The following is a 15,397-nucleotide window of genomic DNA, read 5'->3' on the forward strand; positions in this document are numbered from 1 at the left end:
GCCAGGCCGCGCCCCCGTGGCGCGGCCATGGACCTCAGGCTAGTTGCCCGGGTACCTCGACAGGAAGTCCGCCATGCGCCCAATGGCTTCTTCAATGTCCTTGACGTTGGGCAAAGTCACCATTCGGAAGTGGTCCGGGCGAACCCAGTTGAAGGCCCGTCCATGGGACACCAGTATTTTCTGTTCCTTCAGCAGATCGAGGACGAACTTCTCGTCATCCCGGATATGGAAGAACTCCGGGTCCAACTTCGGGAACAGATACAGGGCGCCCCTGGCCTGCTGGGTGCTGACCCCTGGGATCGCATTCAGGAGGTCGTAGGCCTTGTTGCGTTGCTCCAGGAGCCTGCCGCCGGGAAGGATGAGATCGTTGATGCTCTGGTAGCCGCCCAGAGCGGTTTGGATGGCATGTTGCGCAGGGACGTTGGCGCACAACCGCATGTTGGCCAGCAGGTTGATGCCCTCGAGGTAATCCGCGGCATCCTTCTTGGGACCGGAGATAGCCATCCAGCCGGCGCGGTAACCGCACACACGGTAGGCCTTGGACAATCCACTGAACGTCAGGCACAGCACGTCATCCCCGGTGAGCCCGGCAAGGTTCACGTGGACGGCGTCTTCGTAAAGAATCTTTTCGTAGATCTCATCAGCGAAAAGAACCAGCCCATGCTTTTCCGCCAAAGCCACAATCTTCTTGAGTGTCTCCTCCGGGTACACGGCGCCGGTGGGGTTGTTGGGGTTAATCACCACAATGCCCTTGGTCCGCGGCGTGATCTTGGATTCCATGTCCTCAAGATCGGGCTGCCATCCGGACTCTTCGTCGCAGAGGTAGTGCACGGGACGTCCCCCGGCAAGGGCTACAGACGCGGTCCACAGCGGGTAGTCCGGAGTAGGAATCAGTACTTCGTCGCCGTCATCCAGGAGCGCCATGAGGGACATGGTGATGAGCTCGCTGACCCCGTTGCCCAGGTAAATATCGTCAACATGGATGTTCTGGATGCCACGTGTTTGGTAGTACTGCGAGACTGCGGTCCTGGCAGAGAAAATGCCACGGGAATCGCTGTACCCCTGGGCGTTCGGCAGGTGGCGGATCATATCCACCAAAATGGCGTCGGGGGCTTCAAAACCAAAAGGTGCCGGGTTTCCGATGTTCAGTTTGAGGATCCGGTGACCCTCCGCTTCCATTTGCTGGGCGGCCTGAAGAATCGGTCCACGGATGTCGTAGAGGACATTATGAAGCTTGGTGGACTGCTTGAAATTCGCCATCCCTCAAATATGCCACACGGGTGATGGAGTTCAGCTGAGACTTGACTCACAGATACGACGACGGCGGTGACGGTCCCGCACGGGTCCGTCACCGCCGTCGTACACGGTTTTGTTCAGGTGTTACTTGACGATGCCCTTGTCCTTCAGCCATGCAGCTGCTGCGTCCTTGGGTGCCTGCTTCTGGTCGCCGCTGACGGCCCGGTTCAGGTTGATGAGGTCATCAGTGGTGAGGATCTTGGAGACGTTGTTCAGCGCTTCCTTGGCCTTGTCCGTCATCTTGGCTTCCTTGACCAACGGCAGAACCTGCTGCGCCTTGAAGTTGTTCTTCGGATCTTCAAGGACTACCAGGTCATTGTCTGCGATGGACGGCGTGGTGGTGTAGATGTCCGCCACCTGGACCTTGTCCTCAAGGAGGGCCTGGAGCGTCAGGTTGCCACCGCCGTCGTTGAAGGGCTGGAGGCCCTTGAGCTCGCAACCGTAGTTGGCCTTGAGACCCGGGAAGCCGTAGGCGCGGGTCTCGAAGGTTGCCGGTGCAGCCATGGTGAAGTCCTTGCAGACCTTGGCCAGGTCCTCGATGGATTTCAGCTGGTACTTCTCGGCCGTAGCCTTGGTGACCACCATGGCATCCTTGGACTCGGCCTTGGCCGGCTCCAGGACTGCCAGGCCGTCCGGAAGCTTGCCCGGCAGTGCCTTGAAGACGTCCTCGGCGGAGACCTCGGTAGCTTCCGTATCCACATAGGACAGGAGGTTGCCGGAGTAGTCCGGGACGAGGTCAACGGAGCCGTCCTGGACAGCCTTGAAGTAGATCTCGCGCGAGCCGATGTTCGGCTTGGACGTTGCCGTCAGACCAGCGGCGTTGAGGGCGCCAACATAGATCTCTGCGATGACCTGGCTCTCCGGGAAGTCAGCCGAGCCAACCACCAACGAGCCACCGTCGGCGGAACCGCTGGGTGCCGAGGTGGAAGGCGTGGCCAAGGGGCTGCCGCCGCACGCGCTCAAGGCGAGGGCCACACCTACTCCGGCGGCGAGGCCGCCGAGACCACGGCGCGTAAGGGTCATGGGGACGGTGTTCTTCATGGTGTACCTCCTTGAACGGCAGCCCCGGCGGGAACCGGTGCTGTGAGATCGTCGGCTGCCTTCTGGCGGCCGCTTGAGTCGAGGGTGAGTCCGGGCGAAATCAGGAGCTTTTGCACGCCGGCGAGGACCAGGTCCACGGCGATGGCCAGCCCCGCGATGAGCAGGGAGCCACCGAGCATCCTGGGAAAATCCTGCAGGACGAGGCCGTCGAACAAGTACCGCCCCAGCCCGCCCAACGGAAGGTAAGCGACCACGGAGACTGTTGCGATGACCTGCAGAACCGCCGTGCGGATACCACCGAACATCACCTGCAGTCCGTTGGGCACTTCCACCCGGAACAGGATTTGGAGTTCGGTCATGCCCATGGCACGGGCAGCGTCAACCACGGTGGCTTCTACGCTGGAAATGCCGGCATAGGTCCCGGCCAGAAGCGGTGGCACTGTGAGGATGACCAGCGCCCACACGGGAGGCATCAGGCCGCTGCCGGCCAGCAAGGCAAAGAGGACCAGCAAGCCGAGTGTCGGGAGGGCACGTAAAGCGCCGGCCACGGCAACCGCAACCACGCGGCCACGGCCGGTGTGCCCGATGTAAAGGCCGATGGGCACTGCAATGACTGCGGCGATCAGCAGGACCAGGCCGCTGTACTGCAGGTGCTCCAGCAAACGGGTGGGGATTCCTCCGGTCCCGGTCCAGTTCTTGGGGTTGATCAGCCAGGCGATGGTTTCAGCAAAGATGTTCATGCGGACGCTCCCGGGTCCGGGCGGAGTCCCGCTGCGGATACCGCAGATCCGGCCTTGGGCTCAGTCAGAAGGGCGTTGGTGTCCGGGCGCGACGACTTTCCACCCGCCGCCCTGGTCCACGGAGTCAACAGCCGCTCCAAGACCACCAGGACTGCATCCATCAACAGTGCCAGCACCAGAATGGCGATGATGCCCACCACCACTTCGGTAATGAACGTGCGCTGGAGTCCATCCGTAAACAGGACACCAAGGTTGCCTACTCCCAGAAGTGCCGCCACGCTCACCAGGGAAATATTGCTGACCGAAACCACTCGAAGTCCGGCAAAGAGCACCGGCAAAGACAACGGAAGGTCCACCTGGAAGAAGCGCGCCAGGGGTTTGAAGCCCATGGCCACCGCAGCGTTCCGGAGGTCGTCGTCCACGGAGTCGAAGGCGTCCATCGCGGCACGGACCAACAGGGCCACCGCATAGATGGTCAGCGCCACCACCACGTTCAGGGGATCCAGGATCCGGGTGCCAAGGATCGTGGGAAGAATAATGAACAGGGCCAATGACGGAATGGTGTAGAGCAATGACGTGGCTGTTGCCACCACTGACCTGAGGGCGCTGTTGCGTCTGGCCAGTTGGGCCAGCGGAACCGAAATCAGCAGGCCCAGGATCATGGGGATGATGGCCAGCACCATGTGTTGACCGGCCAGTCCCAGGACCATGCCACTGTTGGCAAGGAACCACTCCATCAGTTGGGGTCCTCCCTGTGGTGGCGGACTTCTTCGATCAGTGCCAGAACTTCCGGCGCCTTCAGGACGCCGGCCACCCGGCCGTCGTCGTCCACCGCAACGCCAAGGCCCGACGGCGACGACAACGCCGCGTCCAACGCGCGCCGCAACGTGTCTCCCTTGCGGAAAAGCGAACCCCCGGGGATCAACCCGGCACCATCGCGTGGCGAAGACCACCCCAGTGGACGCGAGTCGCCATCCACCACCAGTGCCCACTCCCCCGATTGCCGGCCCGCATGCTGGCCATCGGAGGGACTCACCATGGCCACCGGGTGCAAGGTCACGGCGTCTGCGGCGTTGAAAGCAAGGTGCCGGAAGCCGCGATCGCGACCCACGAAGGAAGCCACAAAGTCATTGGCGGGTGCTCGAAGAATCTCTTCCGGAGCCGAGTACTGCGCCAGCTTCCCCCCGACGGCGAAAACAGCCACTTTGTCGCCAAGAACCGTGGCTTCGTCGATGTCGTGGGTGACAAACACGATGGTTTTGGCCAGCTCCCGCTGCAGGCGCAGGAGTTCCTGCTGCAGTTCATCACGGACCACAGGATCCACGGCACTGAAAGGTTCGTCCATCAGCAGCACCGGCGGATCAGCAGCGAGCGCCCGGGCCACCCCGACACGCTGCTGCTGACCACCTGAGAGTTGGGACGGGTACCTTTTGCCCAGGACAGAAGCCAACCCGACGACGTCGAGCAGTTCCGCAGCGCGTTTCCGCGCCGCCGCCTTGGGAACGCCGTTGAGCCGCGGCACCGTGGCGATGTTGTCCAGGACGGAGCGGTGCGGCAGCAGGCCCGAGGACTGCATGACGTAACCCATGGAACGGCGCAGCTTGGCCGCGGGAACCTGCGAGACATCTTCTCCAGCAACAGTGATGGTTCCGCTGGTGGGCTCCACCATCCGGTTGATCATGCGCAGGGAAGTTGTCTTGCCGCAGCCCGAGGGGCCGACGAACACGGTGATGGCGCCCTTGTCGATGGACATGGTGAGGGCATCCACCGCCGGTTGCCCGCCTTGGTATTGCTTGGTAACGCTCTTGAACTCAATCATGGCTTCGGCCATACCAGGGCTTACCTATCTGTGGTGGAGAACATCGGTAGAGCCAGATGATCATATGCACTCTTATTACTTGGCTGCAAAGCAATCTTCACCCAGCGTAGCCAGCACCACCTACGATGTCAGCGCCGCCACGAGTTCCGTAATGAATCGGCAATGTTCAGCGTTTACGTCTCTTGCCGCTCTTCGCCGCCCGTTCCTCGGCTTGATCGTGCCGGTATCGCTCCGCAGCGCGCTGGCCCCGCTCCGCCGACATCACCTTTTGGTGCCATTCGCGCTGATACGCCCGACGGGCAGCAGCATCATGTTTCCTGGCCAAGGCTGCCAGTTCGCGTTGCAGCTTGAGGTAGCTGGCCCAACGCCGGGGATCGAGGGTTTCCTCCGCGAGCGCCTCCTGAACTGCGCATCCCGGCTCTGCCTGATGCGCACAGTCCGTGAACCGGCACTTGGAGAAAAGTTCCTCAAGGTCGCCGAACATTTCCTCCATTCCCTCATCTGCGTCGAAGAGCCCGAAGCCGCGGACTCCCGGCGTGTCCATCAGCACCGCGCCACCGGTCAAAGGCACCAGCTCCCTGGAGGTGGTGGTGTGTTTGCCCTTGCCGTCACCGGCCCGCACCGCGCCTGTCTGTTGGACGTCCCGCCCCGCGAGGGCATTAATGAGCGTTGATTTCCCGGCACCGGAGGGACCCAGCAACACCAGCGTTGCACCTTGGGGAATGTGCTGCATCAGTTCCTCGAGGCCGTCACCCTGCTCCGCGGAGGTGGTGACAACATCCACGCCTGCGGCCTGCAGGATCACCTCCCCCACAACGTCGTCCGCGAGGTGGGCGAGGTCGGCTTTGGTGATGACCACAAGTGGAGTAGCACCGGAATCCCACGCAGCCACCAACGTCCGTTCAAGCCGATTGTGGGTCAGCGGACGATCCACGGGGACCACTACAGCCACAATGTCGATGTTGCTGCCCAGAATCTGCTCCTCCGAAGAGGCTTCAAACGCGCGCTTACGGCTCAGCGCTGAATGCCGGGGAAGGACCTCGACGACGGCGGGCTCACCGGCGCTGTTGTGGCCGAGCCATACCCAGTCCCCCGTCGCGGGTACCAGGCCATGGGTTGGGTAGGGCAGATGCAGTTGCCCTACGGCCGAGGCTACGAGCACCCGGTTCCGGTCAAGGCGCACTACGCGGCCGGGAATGGCTGCGTCCTGGGCATCCGGCGCTGTGTTGGCACGGAAAAGCTCCGCGGTTTTGTCTGTGAAGCCGTACTCCACTGGTCCAACGAATTCCTGGGTGGGACGTTGCTTGGTTGAACTGAAGGAAGGGTCGCTTGAAGAAGCGTAAGTGTTCAATGAAATGCCTCTGTTGAGGCCCGGCCGCCTAGTTTTGGCAGGCTGATACCGGGGCAGGAATGGTGGGCTGATGACGGCGCGCCGCAACTGAGTGCAGGGCGCGTAAGGTCTGGGCAATCATCAAATCCACCTCCTCGGCATCCGGGCCGGCAACTGGAGAGCCGGCAACGATGTTCAGCGTAGCCAAGAAGAAGTGCTCTTGGCTAGGCCTTTATCTTAGCTTTCCGTCGGCAGGACGCTCCTGGCGCAAGCGGAGTGCCGTATCCACCAAGGAGACGCGGTTGAGGTTCTGTATGTCCTCCAGCGGGATCCATGCTGCGTGGGTGGTGCTGCCATCCACCTCATGTGTAAGTTCGCCGCCCACGACCGTGGCCTCGTAGACCAGCCTGAGGGCTTGAAAATCCTTCACCGAACCGTCGGCGCGGATCTCGCCCGGCCAGTGACCGACGTCGATACCCAACATTCGGTCAATCCGGGCTTCGTATCCGGTTTCCTCAAAGACCTCACGCCTGCAACCATCCACAGGATGTTCTGCCAGATCCAAGCCTCCGCCCGGCAGCGTCCAGCCTTCTTTGCCGTCCTGCTTCCAATACGCCAGCAGGATCTTCTCTTCCTGGACAATCACGGCGTAAGCGGCTGGGCGGGTATCGAACTGCAGGGTCATGGAGTCAGCATAATTCCTTGCGTCGAGCGCTAGGGAAGTTCGGCGGCCTCGATGGGACCCGCTTCTTCGGGACCCAGATCCGGCACTTCGCGGAGTTCGACGACGCCGCCGGGCTTCACGAGTTCCAGCACCTTAATGCTGTTGCGGCCGGAGTCCAGCAGTGGAGCCGGAGCATAGAGAGTGACCTGCGGCCCCTTCTCCCAGTAGCGGCCCAGGAGGAACCCGTTGAGCCAGACGAAGCCTTTTCCGGAATCCGGCAAGGCAATGTAGGTATCGGCCGGCTCGTCCACCTCAAAGTCGGCTCCTGCCAAGCCTTCCAAGTCTTCAAGCTTCCAGTCGGCGAGCGCCACGGGGGTCTGCGTCCAGTGGAAGGTGTAGCGCTGGTTGACGAGGACACCGCCCAGAATTCCCTTGCCGTGTCCCGTCAGGGGGCCGTAGTTGATGCGGCCCAGGTTCTCCACCAGGATTTCCAGCTTGACGGCGACGCCAGTTCCTGTAACGGCGAGGCCCTCCGCTCCAGTGACGTCATCCAGGACCCCGGCAAAGGTGCCGTCCACCCAAACGTAGGCACGGTCGTTGAGTCCGGTGATCTTCAACCGGCTCTCCGTGGGAGCATCGGCCCGACCGGGAAGGATGGCTTCGGAGGCATAGAGGACCATGCCGGCGTCGAGTCCCAGCTGTTCGAAGCCAAGTGGCTTGACGCTGGTGATCGGCGTTCCGGCGGAGCGCACCAACTCCAACAGGTCCGGACCATCGCTCAGGGGCAAGGACTGGGCGGGCAGCACGGGAGCGTCAGCCAGTAACTCAGCGGGCAGGCCGGGCGGCTCTTCGATTCCTTGCGCGCGGTAGAACTCCTTGCGGAAGGCATGGAACTTGGCAGTCAGCGCGCCATTCTCTGCAATGGGCGCATCGGAGTCGTAACTGGTGACAGTCGGCTGGAGCTTGGTGCCGTCGTGATTGCTGCCGGATCCCAGGCCAAAATTGGTCCCCCCGTGGGCCATGTAGGCGCAGATCGATCCCCCAAGGTCCAGCATCTTCCGCGCTTCAACCGCAGCGTCCTCTGCGTCGCGGCGGTGATGGTGTTCGCCCCAGTGATCGAACCAGCCGCCCCAGAACTCGACGTTGAAGAACGGCTCGCCGGGCCGGCGTCGCTGCCATGTGGCCACGGCTTCGTCGCCCCGGCTTCCCAGCGTTGCCGTCGCCCAGGTTCCCTCGATGGAACCGCCGTCGAGGAAGTAGTCCGTGCCGCCGTCGGCTGTGAAAAGGAGTTCAGTGATGCCGTGCTCCTCCAAGACCCTCCGGTTCCAACGGATGTACTCGTGGTCATCGCCGTAGCTGCCGTATTCGTTTTCAATTTGCACGGCCACTACCGGACCGCCCACGGACGCCTGCCGCGAGGCGACGATCGGGAGGAGGTGATGGAACCACTCTTCGATTGCAGCGGTGAACACCGGGTCCATGCAGCGCAGGCCGATGCCGGGAATGCCGGTCAGCCAGGCGGGGAAGCCGCCGTTGTCCCACTCGGCGCAGATGTAGGGTCCGGGGCGGACTATGACGTCCAGCCCTTCCTCGGCTGCGAGGTCTATGAAACGGCCCAAATCCCGCCAGTCACTGAAGTCCGGCGCCTGATCGCGTTTAGGCTGGTGGAAGTTCCAAGCAACGTACGTGTCCACCGTGTTGGCGCCCATGGCTTTGAGTCGACGCAGCCGGTCCTGCCAGAGGGCCGGGTGAACGCGGAAGTAGTGGATGGCTCCGGCGAGGATGCGATACGGTTCACCCGAACGGTAAAGGACGGCGTCGTGGTAGCTCAGCAGGGCGTTGTTCACACGGAACAGATTAGCTCAATTTCCAACATTTATGCACAGGTGATGATCGCATGACCAATCTTGACACTTCTCCCGCACAGGAAGTCTGCCCCGCAGCGCCGGAAGGTCAAGGTCCCTGCGTTCAGCTGTGGCCCGAGCGCGAGGTCCCTTTGGGCGGTGTGCGGGCCATGAACGTCATGAGGACGCTGCCCCAGCGAGGTCTGCCGACCGTGGGCGCCTGGTGCTTTCTGGACAGCTTCGGTCCGGACAGGGTGGCCATGAGCGTACTCCCCCACCCGCATTGCGGTCTTCAAACCGTCACCTGGCCCCTGGAAGGATCCGTACGGCACCGCGATAGCGTGGGCAGCGATGTTGTGGTCCAGCCGGGTGAGCTGAACATCATGACCGCAGGCCACGGCATTTCACACTCTGAATTCTCGGTCCTGGCGGCCAGCGCCGACGGCGGGTCCGCTGCCTTGGTGGAAGAAATTCCCATGTCCCGTGGGCTCCAACTGTGGGTTGCCCTACCGGAGGAGCACAGGCACCGCGCGCCCTCTTTCGAACAAGTGAAGGAGCTGCCGGTGGCCTTGGGCGAAGGCTTCAGGGCCACCGTGATGGTGGGAGAATTTGCCGGCCAGCGCTCCCCTGCCACCATGTTCAGCCCCATTGTTGGAGCGGACATCACCGGCACGGGAGCCCTTGAACTACCGCTGCGGCCGGACTTTGAGCATGCCGTACTGGTCCTTGATGGGCACCTTGTGATCGATGACCAGGAGATCGAGGCCGGACCGCTGGCCTACCTGGGCGCCGGCCGGTCCAGCCTTGCCGTCCAAGCGCGGCCGGAAACCCGCTTCATGCTCCTCGGTGGCGAACCGTTCGGCGAAGACCTGCTCATGTGGTGGAACTTCGTGGGCAGGACGCACGAGGAAGTGGAAAAGGCGCGCGGGGAATGGGAAGCCGAAGGACTGCTCGACGACGACGCTGCCGCCACCTCACGCTTTGGCTTCGTTCCCGGTCATGGTCCTGACGCAGGGCCGGAGGCCGGACGCATTCCCGCCCCGCCCCTGCCGGGCGTGAAGCTCCGCCCACGAACCCGCGGCTAAGTTTTGTACAGCTAACGCCCCTAAGAGGCCATTTTGAGGGCGTTAGCTGTACAAAAACTCCACTAACGTCGCTGTTCCGCTACGAGCCGGGGAACACCGAACACGGGGTCCTGCTGAAGAATGCGCACATCAGTGATCCCGGTTTCGGCCAGCTTGGCTTTGAACGCTTCCTGAAGCCGGGGGACGTTCATGCCGAGTCCGCTTCCGAGGATCACCGGACCGTCGAGTCCCAATTGGCGGACGGCCTGTTCAGCGAGGTCAGCCAGGTCCCGGCCCGCCTGCTCCACGAGGGCTGCGCTGACTTCGTCGCCAGAATCGGCCGCTTCCACCACCAGCCGGGCCTGTTGCGCCCAGTAGCGGCGGCCGGTGTCCGGTGAATGGAACAGTGCTATCAGCTTGCCGGGCTCTTCAACACCTACGGAATCCAACAGTGCACGGCTGAGCTGATCAGCCTCCAAGCCTTGGTTCATCCGGCGCAGGCTGTGGCGCACTGCCTCGCGCCCCAGCCAGTAACCGCTTCCTTCGTCGCCCAGGAGATACCCCCAGCCGCCTGCGCGGGCTTCCTCGCCGGCGTCGTTCCTGCCCCACGCGGCTGAGCCGGTGCCGGCGATGACTGCGACGCCCGTGCTTGCTCCCCCTGCCGCCAACAGAAGGCGAGAATCGTGGACCACGGTGATGCGCGCACCGGGCGCATGGGGCGCAATGAGGTCAGCGAGCGCCTGGGCGTCTTCGTCGGTATCAATCCCGCCGGCGCCGGCGTACACCTGGTCTATGTGGCCGCCACCGATCTTCCCGAACAGCTCAGCAAGGTTGGCCGCGGCCACCTCACGGCTAACGTTCTGGACATTGGAGCTGCCAGCGCTCTCGTCACGAATTGGCGACCCATTGTGGAACCGCACGCCGCGGGTTTTCGTACCGCCGATGTCGAGCCCTATGACGGTGCCGCTCACGACTTCCGGAGGGACGTGGGAATGCTGGGCAGAGTCAGGATTGTTCACCGTGAAAGACTAGCTTGGAGCGTCCGGAGGAGAAACCGCACATGCCCGAATCCTTTTTTGGTACACCGTTTATTGCAGCTCCCATGGCAGGAGGAACGTCCACGCCGGCGTTGGTGAAGGCAGTTCATGAGGGTGGCGGGCTGGGATTCATAGCCGCCGGCTACAAGAGCACCGAAGCCATGGTTGCCGAAATGGCTGCCACGCGGGAACTCAACGTTCCGTTCGGCATGAATATTTTTGTACCAGATGCCCGTCAGCTCCCGCCACGTCCAGAAGCACAGGCGCAGATTGAGGCATACCGTGCCGAATTGGAACCCGAGGCAGCCCGCTACGGCGTGACCCTTCCTCCCCTTCGGCTTGATGACGACGACGCATGGCAGGACAAGATCGATGCTTTGCTGGCCGACCCCGTGGAGTTTGTGAGCTTCGCGTTTGGCCTCCCGGGAAAGTCGGTGGTCGATGCCCTGCGGAAGGCGGGAAGCCGGGTTATTTCCAGCGTCACCAGTGTTGAAGAAGCTCTGGGTGCTGCGGAGGAAGGTCCTGACGCCCTTGCGGTGCAGCACAGTTCCGCGGGCGGCCACACAGCAGCTTTCCTACCTGTACGGCCGGGACCAGCAGCCCGTACAACGGCGGAGTTGGTGGCCCAGGTGCGTGGCGCCGTCGGACTTCCGCTCATTGCGGCAGGCGCCATCATGGACAACTCCGCGCTGCGTGACGTGCTGGCAGCGGGTGCCGAGGCCGCGCAGGTGGGTACCGCCTTGGTGCGCACGGAAGAGAGCGGTGCTCGGAAGCCTCACAAGGACGCGCTGGGCGATCCCGCATTTACGGAGACGGCCATGACCCGCGCTTTCACGGGACGATGGGCACGTTCCCTGGTGAACGAATTCGTCCGGGACCACCGGGACGCGCCGGAAGGCTATCCCGCAATCCACCATCTCACCAGCCCTGTCCGGGGTGCAGCATCTGCTGCCGGAGATCCTCACCGCCTCAACTTATGGGCCGGGACAGGCTGGCAGCAGGCCAGAGCAGGATCCGCGAGGGACGTGGTCAGGGAGTTCCTGAACGGGCTCTGACAAGTTCGGCGAGCAATTCCCCGCCCTCAGTGGCCACGAGTTCGCGGAAAAGCCTCACGGCGTCAGGCTCAAAGCTTCGCTCCCGCCAGGCGATACCGATCTGCCGGAATGCCAAGTCCGATTCGATGGCTACTTCGACCAGCCCTAGCTCGGCCTCCGGAAGGAACTGCCCTGTCCCTGATCCGGGCCCTGCCGGTGGCAGGATGCTGAACCCCAGCCCAGCGGAGATCAGGCCACGGGCCGAGGTGGACTCCTGGACTTCAAAGGCAATCCGGGGACGGAAGCCCGCTTCCCGGAGCAGCGCCTCCCCTAGCGCCCGCAAGCCCACGCCCTCGGGCAGGGTGATGTAGGGCTCGTGGCGGAGCTCGGAGAGGTGCACGCTGGACCGTTCCGCCAGGGGATGTCTGTAGTGCAGCACTGCCCGCAAGGGTTCACGGTAAAGCGGCATGGCGTGAATACCCCGCCCCTCCGGAGCGATGGGTGCTGTCAAAGCAAAGTCCATGTCCCCGTTGGCCAGTTGCGCCAGGCAATCGTCCCGGGGACCCTGCCAAAGTTCGAAAACTGCGTGGGGGTGGCGGCCGCGGAAGGCGCTGATGAGAAGGGGCAGCGTCGCTTCACCGAAGGTGTGTTGGAAGGAGACCCCGATTCGCCCCCGGACCACGTCCGATTCGTGCCGTACCCTGTCCAACCCGGCCTGAAAATCCTGCAGTGCTGCCTCGATGTAGGGCAACAGAGTCCTGGCTGCAGGGGTCAGGCGGATGCCCCGACCATCCCGGATCAGCAGGTCCATGCCCACAATGGCGCTTGCCCTGGCCACGGCCCGGCTCACTGTTGACTGTGGAACGCCGAGGATCTCCGCGGTTTCAGTCATGTGTTCCGTGCGGCCAAGTTCAGCAAGGACGGGCAGCAACGGGAGGAGCTGAATGAGTTGTTGGTGATCCGGCTCCACTGCATTCCTTCGTTGCTGATTCATGCGTATCTGCATCAATCGTAGATGACCTATGCATTGGAATAAGGAATTCACTCCGTCCTAATCTGGCTCGGTGAGCAAAGCAATCTCCGTGACCAGTACCGATTCCTGGGACGGCCATGCCAAGGGCTCGCGCGGCTACAGCCGCGTCCTGGCAGCATTGGCCCTTGCCGGTGTTGCTACTTTCGCGCAGTTGTACTCCACCCAGGCCGTTCTACCGCTCATGGCAGCTGACCTGCAGATCACGGCAGCCGAAGCCGCGTTGAGCATTTCCCTTGCCACTGTGGGCCTGGCTGCCACTGTGCTTCCATGGTCTTTCCTGGCGGACAGGATTGGCCGGGTCCGCGCCATGGCCCTTGGCATTGCCATCGCCACGTTGTTGGGATTATTGGTGCCACTTGCGCCCACCGTGCCCGTGCTGTTGGGACTCCGGACCCTGGAAGGCATGGCTTTGGGCGGCATCCCCGCAATCGCCATCGCGTATCTCAATGAGGAAGTCACCAAAGTCCACACAGCCCTCGCAGCCGGAACCTATGTTGCCGGAACTACCCTGGGCGGATTGGCTGGGCGCCTGGTGGCCGGGCCCGTTGGAGAGCTTTGGGGATGGCGTGCCGCAGCCCTGGCGGTGTCCCTGCTGGCCACGCTCTCAGCTGTCTTGTTCCTGGTGCTTGTTCCCAAGCAACGTCGATTCAGCCCAGCCCCTGCCTTGGGATTTCGCGGAGCTCTCCGGACTCTGGGTGGGCATTCCAGCAATCCCAAGCTGCTATCCCTGTATTTGCAGGCGTTCCTGCTCATGGGTGGCTTCGTGGCCGTCTACAACTACCTCGGATTCCGTTTGCATGCAGAACCCTTTGGGCTTCCTGCCACCGTTGTCAGCCTTATTTTCCTGGCGTATTTGTCCGGAACGGTCAGTTCGCGCTGGGCAGCGGGCTTGACCACCAGGTTTGGCCGGCGGAACGTCCTGGTGGCGGGTATCGCCATCATGTCGGCAGGTTTGGCAATGACGTTGGTGGAGAACCTGGCAGCCACCCTGGCCGGACTGGTGATCTTCACAGGCGGCTTCTTCGCCGCCCATAGCGTTGGTTCGGGATGGACAGGAGCCATCGCCACAACAGGCCGCGCGCAAGCAGCGTCCTTGTACAACCTGTCCTATTACCTGGGTTCCAGCGTCATCGGTTGGGCGGGCGGTCTTGCCTTTCAGGCATTTGGCTGGCCGGCTTTGGCATTGAGCGTGATCGCGCTGTCATGCACGACGGCAGCAGTTACCTTGATAGTTCACCGATCACCGCGCCACTCCCGCTGATTTCGCCAGGACTGCCCCTAGAATCGGAGGCATGACACAGGTCACGAAAAGCCGGGAGCTGTCGTCGCCGGAGCGTTTGCAGGCGTTTACGGATGCCGTGGTGGCGATTGCTTTGACGTTGTTGATCTTGCCTCTCATGGAAAGCGTGGGAGAACTTGCCGACCATGACGGCACAACGGCTGAGTGGTTGGCCGAGGAACAGTATGCCTTGCTCGGTTTTGCCCTCAGCTTCATCCTCATCGCAGTGTTCTGGGTGCACCACCACAAGTTGTTTCGCAGCGTCAAGCGCGTTGACGGGGGCTTGCTGTGGCTGACGGTGGCATGGATGTTCACCATTGTGGTGATGCCCGTGGCCACATCACTCTCCACCCAGATGGAGTCCGACTGGGCACAGCCACTCGTCTACATAGGAACCTTGTGCGCCACCAGCCTGATGCTTCTTCTGGCCCGCATCTATCTCCGGTCCCACCCTGACCTCCACGACATGGCCGACGATGACGCCGTGATGGGCATTCGGGCGAGTTGGATCGTTTCCGGGCTCTTCCTTGCTGCACTCGTTCTGGCCGTTGTCATTCCCGGCGCAGGAAACTGGCCCCTGCTGTTGATGCTCCTCAGCGAACCGCTCCAGCGATTGGACCGGCGGCGAGCACATCGCTCGCCCGCGAAACCATAGTCACCTGAAGAATTGACCGCATAAGATGGTTCAAAGGCAATTTCAGGAGGATCCGTGAGCAACCCCACGAAGAATGTTCGGTCAACCACGGGCAGCGCAGAGCCGCTGGACGCGATCGATGAACGGATTCTCGCAGCGTTGGTGGACGACGCCCGCATATCCAACAAGCAATTGGCCGAACTCGTGGGGATCGCCCCCTCCACGGCCCTGATGCGCACCAGGGCCCTCTCCGAACGCGGGATCATTGAGGGCTTCGAGGCTGTGTTGAGCCTGCCGGCAATAGGCCGCTCTGTTCAGGCCCTCATTGCGGTCCGCCTCCGCGCCCATGACCGGGACCAGATTGACCGCTTCACGGCGCGCGTCCCCAAGCTTCCGGCGGTCATTTCCACGTTCCACACCACCGGCTCAGTGGATTACCTTCTCCATATTGCTGTGGCCAACACGGACGACCTCCGCAACTGGCTCCTGGACAACCTCGCCACCGACCCCGTGGTCGGTCACACCGAAACCACCATGGTCTTTCAGCACATTCCCGGCAACCGGGGTCCGTTGCCGGAGTAA

The 15,397-nt window shown here is 62.6% G+C and carries 15 protein-coding genes; 5 read left to right on the forward strand and 10 right to left on the reverse strand.

Features of this window, described 5'->3' with window-relative positions; translation table 11 throughout:
* Nucleotides 1–39: 39 nt before the first annotated feature.
* From CQ020_RS04625 to CQ020_RS04660, 8 genes are all read right to left on the reverse strand, one after another.
* A complete protein-coding gene (locus tag CQ020_RS04625) occupies nucleotides 40–1,260 on the reverse strand; it encodes a pyridoxal phosphate-dependent aminotransferase (RefSeq protein WP_105690743.1) in 1,221 nt (406 codons plus the stop codon).
* Nucleotides 1,261–1,380: 120 nt separating this feature from the next.
* Complete coding sequence (locus CQ020_RS04630; RefSeq protein WP_105690744.1) at nucleotides 1,381–2,337, reverse strand: ABC transporter substrate-binding protein; 957 nt, start codon at nucleotides 2,335–2,337, stop codon at nucleotides 1,381–1,383.
* Nucleotides 2,334–3,077: an ABC transporter permease gene (locus CQ020_RS04635; RefSeq protein ID WP_105690745.1), complete on the reverse strand. Its 744-nt coding sequence runs from the start codon at nucleotides 3,075–3,077 to the stop codon at nucleotides 2,334–2,336. Before CQ020_RS04635 ends, CQ020_RS04630 begins: the two co-directional genes overlap by 4 nt.
* Nucleotides 3,074–3,814, reverse strand: coding sequence for an ABC transporter permease (locus tag CQ020_RS04640; protein ID WP_105690746.1), 741 nt, complete (start codon nucleotides 3,812–3,814; stop codon nucleotides 3,074–3,076). The genes CQ020_RS04635 and CQ020_RS04640 overlap by 4 nt, the downstream gene beginning before the upstream one ends.
* A complete protein-coding gene (locus tag CQ020_RS04645; protein ID WP_105690747.1) occupies nucleotides 3,814–4,908 on the reverse strand; it encodes an ABC transporter ATP-binding protein in 1,095 nt (364 codons plus the stop codon). Before CQ020_RS04645 ends, CQ020_RS04640 begins: the two co-directional genes overlap by 1 nt.
* Before the next feature lie 154 nt (nucleotides 4,909–5,062).
* The gene (gene rsgA, locus CQ020_RS04650; protein ID WP_105690748.1) at nucleotides 5,063–6,247 is read right to left on the reverse strand and encodes a ribosome small subunit-dependent GTPase A; all 1,185 of its coding nucleotides are present in this window, start codon (nucleotides 6,245–6,247) and stop codon (nucleotides 5,063–5,065) included.
* Between the two features lie 211 nt (nucleotides 6,248–6,458).
* Nucleotides 6,459–6,911, reverse strand: a complete 453-nt coding sequence (locus CQ020_RS04655) for an NUDIX hydrolase (RefSeq protein WP_105690749.1) — start codon at nucleotides 6,909–6,911, stop codon at nucleotides 6,459–6,461.
* A gap of 29 nt (nucleotides 6,912–6,940) precedes the next feature.
* Entirely contained in the window at nucleotides 6,941–8,737 is a 1,797-nt protein-coding gene (locus CQ020_RS04660) for a beta-galactosidase family protein (protein ID WP_105690750.1), read from the reverse strand.
* 50 nt (nucleotides 8,738–8,787) lie between these two features.
* On the opposite strand from CQ020_RS04660, the gene CQ020_RS04665 reads away from it, so the two are divergent.
* Nucleotides 8,788–9,819 (forward strand): pirin family protein, encoded by a 1,032-nt coding sequence (locus CQ020_RS04665; RefSeq protein ID WP_105690751.1) that lies wholly within the window; start codon nucleotides 8,788–8,790, stop codon nucleotides 9,817–9,819.
* A 62-nt stretch (nucleotides 9,820–9,881) separates the two neighbouring features.
* On the opposite strand, the gene CQ020_RS04670 is transcribed toward CQ020_RS04665, so the two are convergent.
* Nucleotides 9,882–10,817, reverse strand: a complete 936-nt coding sequence (locus CQ020_RS04670; RefSeq protein ID WP_105690752.1) for an N-acetylglucosamine kinase — start codon at nucleotides 10,815–10,817, stop codon at nucleotides 9,882–9,884.
* 41 nt (nucleotides 10,818–10,858) lie between these two features.
* Between CQ020_RS04670 and CQ020_RS04675 the strand changes: the two genes are divergently transcribed.
* Nucleotides 10,859–11,890 (forward strand): nitronate monooxygenase family protein, encoded by a 1,032-nt coding sequence (locus CQ020_RS04675; RefSeq protein WP_181151747.1) that lies wholly within the window; start codon nucleotides 10,859–10,861, stop codon nucleotides 11,888–11,890.
* Here CQ020_RS04675 and CQ020_RS04680 read toward each other — a convergent pair.
* Nucleotides 11,865–12,839: a LysR family transcriptional regulator gene (locus CQ020_RS04680; RefSeq protein ID WP_181151762.1), complete on the reverse strand. Its 975-nt coding sequence runs from the start codon at nucleotides 12,837–12,839 to the stop codon at nucleotides 11,865–11,867. The genes CQ020_RS04675 and CQ020_RS04680 overlap by 26 nt on opposite strands.
* A gap of 94 nt (nucleotides 12,840–12,933) precedes the next feature.
* On the opposite strand from CQ020_RS04680, the gene CQ020_RS04685 reads away from it, so the two are divergent.
* From CQ020_RS04685 to CQ020_RS04695, 3 genes are read left to right on the forward strand one after another with little or no spacing between them, the layout of a single operon-like run.
* The gene (locus CQ020_RS04685) at nucleotides 12,934–14,163 is read left to right on the forward strand and encodes an MFS transporter (protein WP_105690755.1); all 1,230 of its coding nucleotides are present in this window, start codon (nucleotides 12,934–12,936) and stop codon (nucleotides 14,161–14,163) included.
* 31 nt (nucleotides 14,164–14,194) lie between these two features.
* Complete coding sequence (locus CQ020_RS04690) at nucleotides 14,195–14,836, forward strand: TMEM175 family protein (protein ID WP_105690756.1); 642 nt, start codon at nucleotides 14,195–14,197, stop codon at nucleotides 14,834–14,836.
* A 54-nt stretch (nucleotides 14,837–14,890) separates the two neighbouring features.
* The gene (locus CQ020_RS04695) at nucleotides 14,891–15,397 is read left to right on the forward strand and encodes an Lrp/AsnC family transcriptional regulator (protein WP_024817495.1); all 507 of its coding nucleotides are present in this window, start codon (nucleotides 14,891–14,893) and stop codon (nucleotides 15,395–15,397) included.

The sequence above is a fragment of the Arthrobacter sp. MYb23 genome (assembly GCF_002979775.1).
GTDB lineage: Bacteria > Actinomycetota > Actinomycetes > Actinomycetales > Micrococcaceae > Arthrobacter.